Genomic DNA, 14,358 nt, shown 5'->3' with positions numbered 1-14,358 from the left:
GAGCGGCATTTTCATTGCTTGCAGTAAGTGGAATGCATGGCAATGACAAAGAACGCAATCGTACTTGGCGCCGGTATCGTCGGCGTATCGACGGCCATTCACCTGCAGCGCCGGGGGCTGCAGGTGACGTTGATCGACCGCAAGGCGCCAGGCAATGAAACCTCGTTCGGCAATGCCGGTCTCATTCAACGCGAAGGCGTCGTACCATACGGGTTTCCACAGCAGCTCGGCCTTCTAATACGCTATGCCTTCAACAACCGGATCGACGCCCACTATCACCTCAAGGCGTTGCCCGGACAATTGGCGTTCCTTGGCCGCTACTGGTGGAATTCGAACGCCAGGCGTCACGAGATGATTTCTCGTGCCTATGCCCCGCTGATCGAGCACTCGATTTCGGAGCACAATGATCTGATCGAAGCGTCGAATGCGCAGCATCTGATCCGGAAGGATGGCTGGATGGAGATCTTCCGCACAGCCGGTCGGCGCGATGCCGAATTCGCCGAGGCTGAGCGGCTACGGGCCGAGTTCGGCGTCATGCACGAGCAGTTGGATGCCGCCGGCGTGGCGCGGCTCGAACCCAATATCAAGGGAGATTTCATCGGCGGCCTGCGGTGGCGCGATCCGTGGTCGGTGCTCGACCCGCACGGATTGACGATGGCCTACCGCTCCTATTTCGAGAGTCTGGGCGGAAGGTGTGTCACTGGTGACGCCAACTCCCTCGGTCGTTCCGGTGCGAGCTGGAGGGTGGTGACCAGCGAAGGCTCGCTGGACGCGGAGGATGTGGTTCTGGCGCTCGGCCCCTGGGCCGCGGTCGCTACACGTCGGCTCGGCTATGCCTTTCCGCTCGGCGTCAAACGCGGCTATCACATGCATTATGCCACGACAGGCAATGCAACCCTCCACAACTGGACGCTGGATGCTGAACGAGGTTACTTCCTTGCACCGATGAGCCGCGGCATACGGTTGACGACAGGCGCTGAATTTGCGGCGCTGGACGCGCCGAAGACGCCGGTGCAGCTCGACCGCGCCGAGAAAGTAGCGCGCACAGTCTTTCCGCTCGGCGAGAGGCTCGATCCGGAGCCCTGGATGGGCGCCCGCCCCTGCACGCCTGATATGATGCCCATCATTGGAAGGGCGCCGCGACACGACGGTCTATGGTTCGCGTTCGGCCACGCCCATCACGGACTGACCTTGGGGCCGGTCACTGGGCGCGCTCTGGCGGAGGCCATTGCAGGCGAAAGGCCATTCATCGATATTTCCGCCTATTCGCCGCAGCGTTTCACCTGAGCAACGTCATCGCGTTTGCCTGCGGTCATACGTCCTCTTCAAGAAGAAGGTCCTGTTGCGGACCGATGGCTAAGCGACGCCCAACGACTTGAGATCGCGGAGCGCCGCCTCCGCGATCCCTTCGATCGTATCGTCGATATCGACGGTCACAACGCCAGGTTCTCCAGTCGGCACTTCCAGCGTTGCGAGTTGGCTCTCCAGCAGCGACATGGGCATGAAGTGGCCCTTGCGCTCGCCCATTCGTTTCGCCAACAGCTCCTTCGAGCCTGACAGATAGACGAAAAGGAGCTTTCCATTTGCCGCCTTGCGCAGTCGGTCGCGATAGGTGCGCTTCAGCGCCGAGCAGGAAACGATGACGCCTTGCTCGCGATCGAGCGATGCCTTCATCGTTTCACCGATGAGATCGAGCCAAGGCATGCGGTCGTCATCCGTCAGCGGAATGCCTTTCGACATCTTCTCGACATTCGATGCCGGATGAAGCTGGTCGCCCTCGACAAATTGCATGCCGAGGGCGTCCGAAATCTTCAGGCCGATGGAGGATTTGCCACAACCACTGACCCCCATAACGATAATGGCGCAAGGGTCCCGATTAGTCTCTGGCATCGTTTATCGCTCCGGCACCGGTGTCGCTAACGCTGGCGAACCCTTCCTACGAAGCAGCCAGGGTGGCATTCTTGCGCGCAATACGCGCCCTGATGGTTTCGACATCGGCGCGCGGCGTCGCCGCAAACAACGTCTTCGTGTAGCTGTGCTGCGGATCATTGAAAACCTGATCCCGCGTGCCGTACTCCACAGCCTCTCCGAAATACATCACCATGACATCGTCGGCCATATAGCGGACGACCGACAGGTCGTGGCTGATGAAGACATAGGTAAGGTTCAACTCGTCCTGCAGGTCAGCGAGCAGATTGAGCACCTGGGCCTGGACCGAGAGATCAAGCGCGGACACCGGCTCGTCGAGAACCAGGAGTCTTGGCTTCAACATCAGAGCGCGAGCGATTGCGATACGCTGACGCTGGCCGCCGGAGAACATATGCGGGTAGCGGTTGAAATGGACCTCCTGGAGGCCGACCTTCTTGAGCATCGCCATTGCCAATTCGCGTCGCTCGGCAGCGGGCGTATCGGTGTTGATGATCAGGGGCTCCATCAGGATGTCACCGATCTTCTTGCGTGGGTTCAGCGAACCGTAGGGGTTCTGGAAGACGATCTGTACCTTGCGGCGAATTTCCGGCGTCAGGTCGCCTGCGGCGATATCGACCTTCTTGCCGTCGATGAACAGATCGCCGCCGCTCGCCGGATCGATCATCGTGACAATGCGGGCAAGCGTCGACTTGCCGCAACCGCTTTCGCCGACGATCGCCAGCGTCTTGCCCTGCTCCACCGTGAAGCTCACACCCTTGACGGCATGTACGGTCCTCTCCTTCTTGAAGAGGCCGCCCGGCAGGTAATAGTTGCGGACAATGTTCTTTGCTTCGAGGACTGGCGTCATTGGGCCGCTCCCTTGAAAATTTCGCCGATGGTCGGCAGCCGGTCACCGGTGGCATTTTCCGGCAGGGCGGCAAGCAGCGCCCTTGTATAATCGCTCTTCGGGGATTCGAAGAGCGACAGGACGTCGGCCTCTTCCATCTTGCGGCCCTTGTATTGAACGATCACCCGATCGGCCGTCTCGGCGACGACGCCCATGTTGTGCGTAATCATAATGAGGCCCATGCGATGCTCCGTCTGCAGCCGCATCAGGAGATCGAGGATCTGCTTCTGAATGGTCACGTCGAGCGCCGTGGTCGGTTCGTCGGCGATCAAAAGCTTCGGATTGCAGGCGATCGCAATGGCGATCATGACGCGCTGGCACTGGCCACCCGACATCTGATGCGGGAAATGGCTGAGCCGCTCGGCGGGGTTGGGAATGCCGACGGCCTCGAACAGCTCGATCGCGCGCTTGCGCCGCGCAGCCTTATCTAGGCCTAGATGGATTCGCAGAACCTCTTCGATCTGAAAACCGACCGTGAAGCAGGGATTGAGGCTGGCGATCGGTTCCTGGAAGATCATCGACATATCCTTGCCAATGATCTTGCGTCGTTCGCTTGCTGACATGCCAAGCAGATTGCGGCCGTCAAAGACCATCTTGTCGGCCGTCACCTTTGCCGTCCATGGTAGAAGCCCCATCGCCGCGAGCATGGACACCGACTTACCGGATCCCGACTCTCCGACGATTGCGAGGACTTCCCCCGCATCTACCTTGAGCGACACACCATCGACGGCGCGAAACGGACCCGTTGACGTCTGGAATTCGACGACGAGATTTTCAATTTCAAGAAGTGCCATCTCAGGACCTCTTCAGTTTGGGATCAAGCGCATCGCGCAGACCATCGCCCATCAGGTTGATAGCGAGAACCGTGATAAGGATGCAGAGACCCGGGAAAGTCACGAGCCAAGGGTTGCTCTGTAGGAACTCACGCGAGTCCGCGAGCATCGTGCCCCATTCTGGCGTCGGCGGCTGGGCGCCTTGGCCGAGGAAGCCAAGGGCTGCAGCGTCGAGGATCGCGGCCGAGAATGCGAGCGTCGCCTGGACGATCAGGGGTGCCAGACAATTCGGCAAAATCGTCTTGAACATGAGGCGGAACGTGCCGGCGCCGGCCACGCGGGAGGCCACGACATACTCCTTCTCGCGCTCGCTGATCACAGCGGCGCGTGTCAGACGAACGAAGTGCGGCTGATTCACGATCGAGATCGCGATCATGGCGTTCACGAGGCCCGGCCCTAGGACGGCGACCAGCACGAGAGCCAGAAGCAATGAAGGGAAGGCCAGGATGATGTCCATGACGCGCATGATGAAGGTATCGACCCTGCCCCGGAAATAACCCGCGACAACGCCGAGCAGCACGCCGGCGACAGCCGATAGCGATGCGACGACGAGGCCGATGAACAGCGAAAAGCGCGTGCCATAAATCAGACGCGACAGCATATCGCGACCGACGGCATCGGTGCCGAGCAGGAACATCGGATTGCCCTTTTCCGACCACGCCGGCGGCAGGCGCTGCATGCCCTCATAGGGCAAGATCGGATTATGCGGAGCAATCAACGGCGCGAAGATCGCCATCAGCAGGACCAGCAGGAAGACGCCGAAACCGACGACAGCGCCCTTGTTGCGAGAGAAATAGTACCAGAACTCAGAGAGCCCTGACGGCTGGGTCGACTTGGTGGTTATCACACTCATAAGCCGCTCCTAGTGACGAATACGTGGATTGATGAGACCGTACATGAGGTCGACGATCAGATTGACGACCATGATGATGCCGGCGATCAACAGCAGCCCGCCCTGAACGACGGTGTAATCGCGCTTGAAGACGGCATCGACCATCCATTTTCCGATACCCGGCCAGGAGAAGATCGTTTCCGTCAGGATTGCGCCGCCGAGCAGCACGCCGACCTGCAGACCGATCGAGGTTACGACCGGGATCATGGCGTTGCGCAACGCATGCAGGCCGACGACGCGCAACGGCGCGAGGCCCTTCGAACGCGCTGTCCGAACATAATCTTCGCCCAGCACCTCGAGCATGGCCGAGCGCGTCTGGCGGGCGATGACCGCAAGCGGAATGGTGCCCAGAACGATTGTCGGGAGTATCAGCGATGAGGCGGCAGACTTGAAGGCACCGGCCTGACCGGACAGCAGGCTATCGATCAACATAAAACCGGTAACCGGCTTGAAGAAATACATCAGCCCGATGCGGCCGGAGACGGGCGTCCAATGCAGTGTGTTCGAGAAGAGAACGATAAGCAGCAGGCCCCACCAGAAGATCGGCATCGAATAGCCAACAAGAGCCACGCCCATGACGCTCTGGTCGAACCATGTTCCCCGTTTGACGGCCGCGAAGATGCCGGCGGGGATGCCGAGCACTATCGCAAAAAGGATGGCGCAGAGCGAAAGCTCCAGCGTCGCCGGGAAAAGCGTGCCGAACTCCTGCAGAACCGGGCGCTTGGTGACGATCGACGCCCCCAGATCGCCCTGCACCACATTGCTGAGGTAATCGAGGTACTGCACGTAGACCGGACGATCGAGGCCGAGATCATGCATGACCTGGGTATGGCGTTCCGGCGCCATCACGCGTTCGCCCGACATCAGCATGACCGGATCGCCGGGCAGCAGACGGATGAACGAAAAGGCGATGAGCGAAACGCCGATGAAGGTTGGGATCAGGATCGCGAGGCGTCCGATGAGAAATCGCAACATTGGCAAGTGTCCATAGTGTTCCGGCGGTCAGGTATTAAACCTGACCGCCGGCCAAGCCCGGGGTTGCCGGGCATCTTTGCATAATTTTGATTACTCGGCGATATCAACGCCGTCGAAGCGGTGAACGCCGACCGGATCCTGCACGAAACCGGAAACCTTGGCGCTCATCGGTACGAATTCTGTGGAGTGATCGATCGTCGCCCACGGAGCTTCCTTCTTGAAGACGACCTGCGCCTGTTCGTAGAGCTTGGTGCGCTCTGCGACGTCAGCGGTCTTCTTGGCCTTCTTCACGAGATCGTCGAATTCCTTGTTGCACCACTGCGCGCGGTTGTTGCCGCCGACGGCTTCGCAGCCGAGCAGAGTGTCAAGGAAGTTGTCCGGGTCGCCGTTGTCACCCGTCCAGCCGAGGATTGCAGCGCCATCGCGGGCCTTGTCCTTGGAGAGCTTCAGGTATTCAGCCCATTCGTGGGTGACGATGTCGACCTTGACGCCAACCTTGGCAAGGTCAGCCTGCATCAGTTCAGCGGCGCGACGTGCGTTCAGCATGTACGGACGCGAAACCGGCATCGCCCAGATCTTCATGCTGAGATCCTTGACGCCAGCCTTTTCGAGCATGGCCTTGGCTTCGGTCGGGTTGTAGGCATCATCCTTGATGGCATCGTTGTACGACCACATCGTCGGCGGGATCGGGTTCTTGGCAACCTGGCCGGCGCCCTGGAAGACGGCCTCGACGATCGCCTGCTTGTTGATCGCCATGTTCAGCGCCTTGCGGACTTCCGCCTTATCGAACGGAGCCTGGAGGGTGTTGTAGGCGAGGTAGGAAACGTTCAGGCCCGGCTGTTCCAGAACCTTCAGGTTCGAGTCCGTCTGCAGGTCCTTGATGTCCGCCGCGTTCGGGTATGGCATGATGTGGCATTCGCCAGCCTTCAGCTTCTGAGCACGGACGGAAGCGTCCGGAGTGATCGCGAAAACGAGATCGTCGATCTTTTCCTTGCCCTTGAAGTAGGTTTCGTTGGCCTTGTAGCGGATGACGGCATCCGGCTGGTAGGCAACGAAGGTGTACGGACCGGTGCCGAGCGGCATCTGGTTCATCTGTTCCATCTTGCCGTCAGCCTGTAGCTTGTCGGCATATTCCTTCGACAGCACAGAGGCGAAGTCCATTGCCAGGTCGGCAAGGAACGGTGCTTCCGGATGGTTCAGCGTGAACTTGACGGTCAGGTCGTCGACCTTCTCGACCGACTTGATGAGATCCGGGAAGCCCATGCCTGCAGCATATTCGTAGGAAACGCCGGCGACATACTTGGCCCACGGGCTGTCAGCCTTCAGCTGGCGCTCGAACGAGAAGACGACGTCATCAGCGTTCAGATCGCGGCTCGGGGTGAAGAACTCTGTCGCCTGGAACTTGACGCCCGGACGGAGCTTGAAGGTGTAGACCGTACCGTCGTCGGAAACCGTCCAGCTTTCAGCTAGGCCCGGCTCGATTTCGGTCTTGCCGTGCTGGAACTCGACGAGACGGCTGTAGACCGTGCGCGAGGAAGCGTCGAAGGTGGTGCCTGCAGTGTAAATGCCGGGATCGAAGCCTTCCGGCGAGCCCTCGGAGCAGTAAACGAGCGTTTTGGACCAGGCTGCGGATGCCATGGCCGAAGCCAGGACCGTCGCGGCCAACAAGACAGACATCTTTTTCATGATATCGTTTTCCCAGGTTTGTTCTTTTATTTGAAATCCCGGAAACCCTCCGGAATGACGGCAGATGGAACGACATTTATTTGCTGAAATCAACGACCGAAGTGGAAAATTTTTCCAGATGGACAACTTTAGTAATTTTCCGCCAAAAATGGGCCGCATTTAGAAATAAACGGACTGGATAAACTCGATTCCTGTCGCATTTGGTATAATTTCGCGTCGGCTAGAGCATTGCCGCACACGCCATGCGCGAATTTTTCGCCCCAAATTCCCCTAAAACAGAACGACCGCGGCGCGAAACGCGGCCACGGTCGCATCAAAATTTCGTCAGCGAGGTTTAGGCTGCCGGAGCGGCAATCGTCGGCTTGCGACGCGATTCCTGATTGCCCGTCAGGCCCAGCAGGAAGTTGATCTGCGGCCGCGCCTTGACGAGATCGTCGATCGAATACTGCGTCAGCACGTCGAAGAAGGCGTTGAGCGCCTTGCGCAAGGCGGAGTTCAAGCCGCAACTATCGACAAGCGGGCACTCGACCATGCCGTCATCCTCGAAGCACTCTGCCATCGCAAAGCTATCTTCCGTGACGCGAACGACGTCGAAGAGGCTAATGTCCTTCGCCGGCTTGCCGAGCCGCACACCGCCGTTGCGGCCACGAACCGTCTCGACCAGGCCTGCCTTGTTCAGAGGCTGCAGAATCTTGAACAGAAAGAGCTCGGAAACGCCATACGCCTTGGCAATCTCCGGAATCCGGCTCAGCTGCCCTTCATTGGCAGCGCAATACATCAACATGCGAACCGCATAGTTGGTCTGCTTGGTCAAACGCATGCCGATCTCCAGAATCGTCTGTTACGAGTCCCCTATATAGGGGCTTTGCTAGTTTTGAACAATTCCAAAATATGAAATTCATATTCACCTTATGTGAGACGGATTGCCACAACAATTTTTCAATCGGAACTCGCCGCGCCCGAGAAGAAGTCACACGCGATTATCGGCAATCAGCAGGAAAGCGCCCAAAAGCACAGACTTCGACACCTCAACGCAAATTGGGGGCCGAAGCCCCCAATTAAAACGTCACTCGTTCGGTCTAACTCATCGTCGGCATGACGAATTCGGCGCCGTCCTTTATGCCCGAAGGCCAGCGGGCGGTGATCGTCTTGGTCTTGGTCCAGAACTTGATCGAGTCCGTGCCGTGCTGGTTGAGGTCGCCGAAGCTCGATGCCTTCCAACCGCCGAAAGAATGATAGGCAAGCGGAACCGGGATCGGCACGTTGATGCCGATCATGCCGATGTTGATGCGCGAAGCAAAGTCACGCGCGGCATCGCCGTCACGGGTGTAGATCGCGACACCGTTGCCGTATTCGTGCTTCATCGGCAGGTCGAGGGCTTCCTCGTAGTTCTTGGCGCGAACGACGGAGAGGACAGGCCCGAAGATTTCGGTCTTATAGATGTCCATGTCGGGCGTGACATGGTCGAACAGCGTACCACCGACGAAATAGCCGTTCTCATAACCCTGCAGCTTGAACCCGCGGCCATCGACGACGAGCTTGGCACCCTCCTCGACGCCACGATCGATCAGGCCACTGACGCGGGTATAGGCTTCCTTGGTAACAAGCGGGCCCATGTCGGCCTTCTCATCGGTGTAGGGACCGATGCGGAGCGACTCGATCTTCGGCGTCAGCTTCTCGACGAGGCGATTGGCGGTTTCCTCACCGACCGGGACGGCAACGGAGATCGCCATGCAGCGCTCGCCGGCGGAACCGTAACCTGCGCCCATCAGGGCGTTGACGGCCTGGTCCATGTCGGCGTCAGGCATGATGATCATATGGTTCTTCGCGCCGCCGAAGCACTGTGCGCGCTTGCCGTTCATGGCAGCCGTTCCATAGACGTAGCGGGCAATCGGGGTGGAGCCGACGAAGGAGACCGCGCCGATATCCGGATCCGTCAGGATGGCGTCGACCGCAGCCTTGTCGCCATTGACGACGTTCAGGATGCCTGCCGGGAGGCCAGCCTCAATCATGAGTTCTGCAAGACGCAGCGGCACGGACGGGTCGCGCTCCGACGGCTTCAGGATGAACGCGTTGCCGCAGGCAATCGCCGGGGCAAACATCCACATCGGGATCATGGCCGGAAAGTTGAACGGGGTGATGCCCGCGCCGATGCCGACCGCCTGGCGCATCGAGTACATGTCGATTGCCGGGCCGGCGCCTTCAGTGAATTCGCCCTTCTGCAGATGCGGAATACCGCAGACGAATTCGCAGACTTCAAGACCACGGACGATATCGCCCCTGGCATCCTCGACCGTCTTGCCGTGCTCGCTGGAGAGGAGGGTCGCGAGTTCGTCCATGTGCTTGTTCAGCAGCTCGACGAACTTGAAGAAGACGCGGGCCCGGCGTTGCGGGTTCGTCGCTGCCCACTTTGGCTGAGCGGCCTTGGCGTTCTCGACAGCTGCACGCAGGTCCTCGACGCTTGCCAGCGCGACAGTCGCCTGAACTTCGCCGGTTGCCGGATTGTAGACGTTGCTGGTGCGGCCGCTGGTGCCGGCGACGTGCTTGCCGCCGATGAAATGACCAATCTCACGCATGGGGTGCTCCTCCTGTTTTTTGGATGGCAAACAATCGCACTTCAATTTGCACAAATCAATGAGCCGAGATAAGCAACCGTTGTGCATGAATTGAAGCTCAGCAATCGAGCTGATCTTCCTCAAGGTCTACACAGGACATGGTTAGACTACCACGGGCGATCCAAACTGAAGAGGAGATAGTGCTTCGATGAGCGGGAAACTCGTTGTCAGAATTGCGGAGCTCGAGATCGATCCCGACAAGCTCGAAACCTATCGCGTAATGTTAACCGAAGAGATCGAAGCGTCCGTCGCACTGGAGGCCGGCGTCCTGTCGCTGAACGCGGTCTCCATCAAGGACAGTCCCCACAAGATACGCATCCTGGAGGTCTATGCGAACCAGGCGGCCTACGAAGCGCATCTTCAGATGCCGCATTTCCTCAAGTACAAGAACGCGACCGCTGGGATGGTGACGTCGCTGACATTGGTCGATGTCGAACCCGTCATCATGCGAGCAAAGCCATGAACTGGGACGACGTCCGCATCTTCCTCGCAGTTGCCCGTACCGGGCAAATCCTTGCCGCGTCGAAACGGCTGGGGCTCAACCACGCCACGCTCTCGCGGCGGCTCACCTCGCTGGAAGAGTCGTTGAAGAGCCGCCTCTTCGTCCGCCGCACAAACGGCTGCGAGCTAACGGCCGGGGGCGAAGTTTTCCTCGCGTCCGCGGAACGAATGGAAACCGAAATGCTGTCCGTGCAGGCCAATCTCGGCCGCACCGATACGGCGATCGCCGGAACGGTGCGTGTGGGAGCGCCTGACGGTTTCGGTGTGTCCTTTCTCGCGCCTCGCATGGGCCGGCTGATCGAGCGCCATCCGGAACTGAAGATCCAGCTCGTGCCGGTGCCACGGTCTTTCTCGCTTTCGCAGCGTGAGGCCGATATCGCCATCACTCTGGAGCGGCCAGAACAGGGCCGCCTCGTCTCGGCCAAGCTCACGGACTACACGCTCGGTCTCTACGCCTCTCGAAGCTATGCCGAGCTCAACGGCCTGCCCGCTGACGCAGAGGGGCTGAAGCCGCACCGGCGGATCGGCTATGTCGAGGATCTGATCTTCTCCCAATCGCTGAACTTCACTGGCGAGGTGATGCGCAACTGGAACGCCGCCTTCGAGATTTCCTCGGCGACCGGCCAGACAGAGGCGGTACTTTCGGGCGCGGGGATCGGCATCCTGCACGACTATATTGCCCGGCAGCATGACGAACTGGTGCGCATACTGCCCGAGATTTCGATCCGTCGAGCCTACTGGACGACGTTTCACGAAAGCGCGCGTGAACTTGTGCGGGTGCGCACGGTCTCCGACTTCCTTCAGGAACTTGTAGCTGCGGAACGTCACATATTTCTGTGATTTTGGCTCAACGTCAGGTCAGTCGCGCTTCTCGGACTCTTCGTTCGTCTGCTGCTTGTCCGAGGCAATCTCGGCTGCCCGCACAGGCATGCTGTCAATAATCGCAAACAGTTCACCGCTCGAGATCGGTTCGCTGACTTTCAGCTTAACCGTTCCATCCTTGCCTACGAGAAAGGCCGCGAACTCTCCGGTCGGGGGATCCCCCAACTCGCCGGCAATCGCCGCAGCATCGAGATTTTTTCCGGCCCCGAAGAGAACCCTCACACTGCCGCCGGCAATCTTGAGAATGACCATATCGCGGTCCTGCAGGGCATCGCGATTGGCAAGTAACTGGTTTTCTTGACGAGCGCCACGCGCGTTTCCCTTGTCGGGAAAGACGACCAGAACGCGGTTGCGCCACTGGAACTGCTCAAGGCTCGCGATGGCGGAGTAGGCGCTGTTGCCTTCGTCCACCTTGGTCGCACCATATAGAAGCATTTTCGACATGCACATTTCTCCTGTTGACGGAACGTCTAGGGAGCAGCGGCGGTTCCATCCGCGGGCATGTGGCTAGCTGCGCCAGGATTTTCGCAATTGCCAAAAGGCGCCGAACAGCACCAGCAGCAAGGGAATGCCGCCGTAGGACAAGGAGACTTGCGCCAATTGTTCCAGCCCCTGCGAAGGTGCATCAACCGCCGCAGCGTCATGCATAAGGCTTGAGCCGAGACTATAAGCGGCACGCGAGACGGCCGCTAAAGCGACAATCAATCCGGCCATGTCGACGAAGCGGGCGTGGCCGCGCATGCGATCAATGATAACGGTCGCGAGACCACAAAGAAATGCAGCGGGCAAAAGATAGGCGGCCCCGCCCAGCAGCTGGAAATCCCCCAGGACGACGTCGTCCGACTCGCTTACGAAACTGACCCTCAGGATCGGCAGCAAGACCGCGAGAACAGAAAGGACGGCAAGCGCGCCGCGCTTGATAAGTTCGCTCAAATCAATCCGCGTGGCGCCAATGCGACGAGCCCGGCTCATTCTGCCTCCCCGATATAGGAATCCGCCGCAGTGCACAGGCGCTCGGCTCATTCGAGGGGACATTTGCTATGAAGTTGCTAACGCACAGCACAATCAGCCACGGTAAAACTACCCTTTGCGGGCAAAAGCGTTCAGTCGGTTCGGAGGAGAAGGTTAAGAAGAGATGAAGGAGGGCAAGGCCAGGCGGGCAATTTGCCTGCCCGGCCCTGAGATCAACATCACATCGGGACAAACGATGAGACCGGCACCTGCAATGCAGAGGCGATCCGCTTGAGCTTGGCGGGATCAGCATCCTCACCACTCTCGATTTCCTCAATCTCATTGACAACCAGGCCGCAGGTTACTGCGAGGTCATCGACGCTATAGCCGACGGCCTCTCGAGCGGCACGTACAGCAGCGGCTACATTCATGGCCGAAACGGCGGTAGCCTTGGATGCATCCAGATTGCTGAGCGAAATGGACATTTACGTCTCCTTCTGAAATCACTCTGAATTAGCCCCCGGCGAGAAAATGGCACTCTCGATCACGATTTGCAATGCAGTATGGTTAATCCGTGATCGGCGAGAGCCCGACGACGGGAGCTCGAACAAGTTGGCAAAATCTGATTGCCCTTTGTAAGCAAAGCAGTTTTGCCGGCCTACCCGATGACGCCGATAGAGGCGTCCACACGCCAAAAAACGTCACGCGCGCGGCGATTTGTCACCTAATTTTAGGCCTTCGCGTCGATTTCGAAACGAATCACTGTGACCGAAATCGGGCGAATGAGACCATCATGCGAACAACGCGGCCTCGGGTAAAAAAACGTTTCAGCAGGGCTGAAAAGTTTGTTCGGACTTGCTTCGAAAGGGGCATGCCATTCCGAAGCAAGTCCAGTAGCGGATATAGGTAGGATCCAACGACACCGCGAGAACAGAGGATCATTCGACAGGCCCGACGGGCACAGATCGAAATGTCGGCGTCACGCAAACTCGGCGGACAGAGCGACGTCTTCTTCGGCTTCCTCTATGTGCCCAGCCGTCATGACGAACAGCAACGCGTGGGCAACCAGGATCGCTGAGCCCAGCAGCGCGGCATAGGCGAGCAGGATTGTACCCATCGGCACTGCGAAGTTCAGCTGCGGCAGGGCGCCGAGCATCATAGGCACGTACCAGGAGACGGCCGAAATCGCACCCGACACGATGAACACACTGCGATGCGACGAAGGCAAGCCTTCCATGATCGAGCGACCGATCTGCTTCTTCACCCGCGGAAGGATGATGGAGTGGATGAAGCCGCCGTTAACGGTCAGGATGAGCACGATGATCATCTTGGCCCAGACCTTCTGATTGCCGAGCTTCGCCGGATCGAAGACGCCGTAGTAAGTGAGAAAACCAAGCCCGGTGGCCCAGAGCAGGATCAGGCCCCAGTTGACGACTTTCGAGCCGAACTTGAAGACCTTCCAATGATCTTGCGTAATCTTACCTCTGATCAAAAACCGCAACACAAGAAGATCAAGCACGGTTGCGGCACCAAGGCCAAGTGCCAAACCAATGAAATGCACTATTCTCAAGGCCGACTTGATTGATATTGCCGGATCTTGGGCGAGAGTCTGAATAAGGAGAGTAAATCCCATACTTATGCACCTTTCATTTCATTGGATCACAGCGTTGGAACGCAGGTAGGTCTGAGTGTCAGGATACGGGAAATCGCACCAAGCGCCGAATTCAATCGGCCTCGACAAGTGAGCGAATTAAACGTTCCGACAGTCTGTGATCCCTTTTTGGTGCCCCGTTCCCCGAGGATCGATTTATTAGTAAAGAATGAACAAAGGGCGGCGAGAACGTGGCCAAACCGCGTCGATATCGCGATATCGTAATTTATCCATGTCTTATTCTTTGATGACGCACGTATAGAGCGAGCAATTCTTCAAACTCAATGCACAAGGCGCGCGCCCAATGTCACAGGAGGTTCATTCTAAAGGAATAGATCGACTAAGGATTAGCCCCAAGAGGAGCCGGAGATGACAATAGTTCAGGTTGAAGAACATCGTCATGATCGCGCCAGCTCTCCACTTAAGGGAACAAGATCAGGAAAGTGGTTCCTGCCTGTATTCTGATCCACTGCTCGCAAGGCTCGGCTGCAGCGCCCTTGCGCCCGGCCGGGACTTGAAGAGCGCAGTCGCCGTTTTGCATCTACCGGTTTGAGGCT

Annotated in this window: 15 protein-coding genes; 3 read left to right on the top strand and 12 right to left on the bottom strand. The window is 58.5% G+C overall.

Features of this window, described 5'->3' with window-relative positions:
* The first annotated feature begins 42 nt into the window (after positions 1 to 42).
* Positions 43 to 1,287 (top strand): FAD-binding oxidoreductase, encoded by a 1,245-nt coding sequence (locus FHT71_RS03165; protein ID WP_007796819.1) that lies wholly within the window; start codon positions 43 to 45, stop codon positions 1,285 to 1,287.
* A 69-nt stretch (positions 1,288 to 1,356) separates the two neighbouring features.
* Here FHT71_RS03165 and FHT71_RS03160 read toward each other — a convergent pair whose 3' ends face one another.
* From FHT71_RS03160 to FHT71_RS03125, 8 genes are all read right to left on the bottom strand, one after another.
* Complete coding sequence (locus FHT71_RS03160; RefSeq protein ID WP_183718871.1) at positions 1,357 to 1,890, bottom strand: gluconokinase; 534 nt, start codon at positions 1,888 to 1,890, stop codon at positions 1,357 to 1,359.
* A gap of 46 nt (positions 1,891 to 1,936) precedes the next feature.
* On the bottom strand, positions 1,937 to 2,776 hold the full coding sequence (locus tag FHT71_RS03155) for a dipeptide ABC transporter ATP-binding protein (protein ID WP_183718870.1): 840 nt from the start codon (positions 2,774 to 2,776) through the stop codon (positions 1,937 to 1,939).
* The gene (locus FHT71_RS03150; RefSeq protein ID WP_132588360.1) at positions 2,773 to 3,609 is read right to left on the bottom strand and encodes an ABC transporter ATP-binding protein; all 837 of its coding nucleotides are present in this window, start codon (positions 3,607 to 3,609) and stop codon (positions 2,773 to 2,775) included. The genes FHT71_RS03155 and FHT71_RS03150 overlap by 4 nt, the downstream gene beginning before the upstream one ends.
* Before the next feature lies 1 nt (position 3,610).
* On the bottom strand, positions 3,611 to 4,501 hold the full coding sequence (locus FHT71_RS03145) for an ABC transporter permease subunit (protein WP_007796811.1): 891 nt from the start codon (positions 4,499 to 4,501) through the stop codon (positions 3,611 to 3,613).
* Between the two features lie 9 nt (positions 4,502 to 4,510).
* On the bottom strand, positions 4,511 to 5,515 hold the full coding sequence (locus FHT71_RS03140) for an ABC transporter permease subunit (RefSeq protein ID WP_132588359.1): 1,005 nt from the start codon (positions 5,513 to 5,515) through the stop codon (positions 4,511 to 4,513).
* A 90-nt stretch (positions 5,516 to 5,605) separates the two neighbouring features.
* A complete protein-coding gene (locus tag FHT71_RS03135) occupies positions 5,606 to 7,201 on the bottom strand; it encodes an ABC transporter substrate-binding protein (RefSeq protein ID WP_007796805.1) in 1,596 nt (531 codons plus the stop codon).
* 334 nt (positions 7,202 to 7,535) lie between these two features.
* The gene (gene rirA / locus FHT71_RS03130) at positions 7,536 to 8,021 is read right to left on the bottom strand and encodes an iron-responsive transcriptional regulator RirA (RefSeq protein ID WP_007796803.1); all 486 of its coding nucleotides are present in this window, start codon (positions 8,019 to 8,021) and stop codon (positions 7,536 to 7,538) included.
* Positions 8,022 to 8,280: 259 nt separating this feature from the next.
* Positions 8,281 to 9,777 (bottom strand): CoA-acylating methylmalonate-semialdehyde dehydrogenase, encoded by a 1,497-nt coding sequence (locus FHT71_RS03125; RefSeq protein WP_132588358.1) that lies wholly within the window; start codon positions 9,775 to 9,777, stop codon positions 8,281 to 8,283.
* Between the two features lie 187 nt (positions 9,778 to 9,964).
* On the opposite strand from FHT71_RS03125, the gene FHT71_RS03120 reads away from it, so the two are divergent.
* A complete protein-coding gene (locus tag FHT71_RS03120) occupies positions 9,965 to 10,279 on the top strand; it encodes a putative quinol monooxygenase (protein WP_132588357.1) in 315 nt (104 codons plus the stop codon).
* Entirely contained in the window at positions 10,276 to 11,157 is an 882-nt protein-coding gene (locus tag FHT71_RS03115) for a LysR family transcriptional regulator (RefSeq protein ID WP_007796796.1), read from the top strand. The genes FHT71_RS03120 and FHT71_RS03115 overlap by 4 nt, the downstream gene beginning before the upstream one ends.
* Before the next feature lie 18 nt (positions 11,158 to 11,175).
* Here the strand turns inward: FHT71_RS03115 and FHT71_RS03110 are convergent, their stop codons facing one another.
* The 4 genes from FHT71_RS03110 to FHT71_RS03095 form a co-directional block, all read right to left on the bottom strand.
* Entirely contained in the window at positions 11,176 to 11,643 is a 468-nt protein-coding gene (locus FHT71_RS03110; protein WP_132588356.1) for a DUF4174 domain-containing protein, read from the bottom strand.
* 63 nt (positions 11,644 to 11,706) lie between these two features.
* Positions 11,707 to 12,171, bottom strand: coding sequence for a hypothetical protein (locus FHT71_RS03105; RefSeq protein WP_183718868.1), 465 nt, complete (start codon positions 12,169 to 12,171; stop codon positions 11,707 to 11,709).
* Positions 12,172 to 12,389: 218 nt separating this feature from the next.
* Complete coding sequence (locus FHT71_RS03100) at positions 12,390 to 12,635, bottom strand: helix-turn-helix domain-containing protein (RefSeq protein ID WP_007796787.1); 246 nt, start codon at positions 12,633 to 12,635, stop codon at positions 12,390 to 12,392.
* Positions 12,636 to 13,129: 494 nt separating this feature from the next.
* On the bottom strand, positions 13,130 to 13,783 hold the full coding sequence (locus tag FHT71_RS03095; protein ID WP_132588354.1) for a hypothetical protein: 654 nt from the start codon (positions 13,781 to 13,783) through the stop codon (positions 13,130 to 13,132).
* Positions 13,784 to 14,358: the final 575 nt, after the last annotated feature.

The sequence above is a fragment of the Rhizobium sp. BK060 genome (genome assembly GCF_014193145.1).
Classification (GTDB): domain Bacteria; phylum Pseudomonadota; class Alphaproteobacteria; order Rhizobiales; family Rhizobiaceae; genus Rhizobium.
The sequence above is the reverse complement of the archived record's forward strand: the minus strand, read 5'-3'. Positions and strand labels throughout refer to the sequence as shown.

What these genes read in the sequence shown, in the direction of transcription:
- FHT71_RS03165 (WP_007796819.1), top strand. Translation starts at nt 43, where the DNA reads ATGACAAAGAACGCAATCGTACTTGGCGCCGGTATCGTCGGCGTATCG.
- FHT71_RS03160 (WP_183718871.1), bottom strand. Translation starts at nt 1,890, where the DNA reads ATGCCAGAGACTAATCGGGACCCTTGCGCCATTATCGTTATGGGGGTC.
- FHT71_RS03155 (WP_183718870.1), bottom strand. Translation starts at nt 2,776, where the DNA reads ATGACGCCAGTCCTCGAAGCAAAGAACATTGTCCGCAACTATTACCTG.
- FHT71_RS03150 (WP_132588360.1), bottom strand. Translation starts at nt 3,609, where the DNA reads ATGGCACTTCTTGAAATTGAAAATCTCGTCGTCGAATTCCAGACGTCA.
- FHT71_RS03145 (WP_007796811.1), bottom strand. Translation starts at nt 4,501, where the DNA reads ATGAGTGTGATAACCACCAAGTCGACCCAGCCGTCAGGGCTCTCTGAG.
- FHT71_RS03140 (WP_132588359.1), bottom strand. Translation starts at nt 5,515, where the DNA reads ATGTTGCGATTTCTCATCGGACGCCTCGCGATCCTGATCCCAACCTTC.
- FHT71_RS03135 (WP_007796805.1), bottom strand. Translation starts at nt 7,201, where the DNA reads ATGAAAAAGATGTCTGTCTTGTTGGCCGCGACGGTCCTGGCTTCGGCC.
- rirA (WP_007796803.1), bottom strand. Translation starts at nt 8,021, where the DNA reads ATGCGTTTGACCAAGCAGACCAACTATGCGGTTCGCATGTTGATGTAT.
- FHT71_RS03125 (WP_132588358.1), bottom strand. Translation starts at nt 9,777, where the DNA reads ATGCGTGAGATTGGTCATTTCATCGGCGGCAAGCACGTCGCCGGCACC.
- FHT71_RS03120 (WP_132588357.1), top strand. Translation starts at nt 9,965, where the DNA reads ATGAGCGGGAAACTCGTTGTCAGAATTGCGGAGCTCGAGATCGATCCC.
- FHT71_RS03115 (WP_007796796.1), top strand. Translation starts at nt 10,276, where the DNA reads ATGAACTGGGACGACGTCCGCATCTTCCTCGCAGTTGCCCGTACCGGG.
- FHT71_RS03110 (WP_132588356.1), bottom strand. Translation starts at nt 11,643, where the DNA reads ATGTCGAAAATGCTTCTATATGGTGCGACCAAGGTGGACGAAGGCAAC.
- FHT71_RS03105 (WP_183718868.1), bottom strand. Translation starts at nt 12,171, where the DNA reads ATGAGCCGGGCTCGTCGCATTGGCGCCACGCGGATTGATTTGAGCGAA.
- FHT71_RS03100 (WP_007796787.1), bottom strand. Translation starts at nt 12,635, where the DNA reads ATGTCCATTTCGCTCAGCAATCTGGATGCATCCAAGGCTACCGCCGTT.
- FHT71_RS03095 (WP_132588354.1), bottom strand. Translation starts at nt 13,783, where the DNA reads ATGGGATTTACTCTCCTTATTCAGACTCTCGCCCAAGATCCGGCAATA.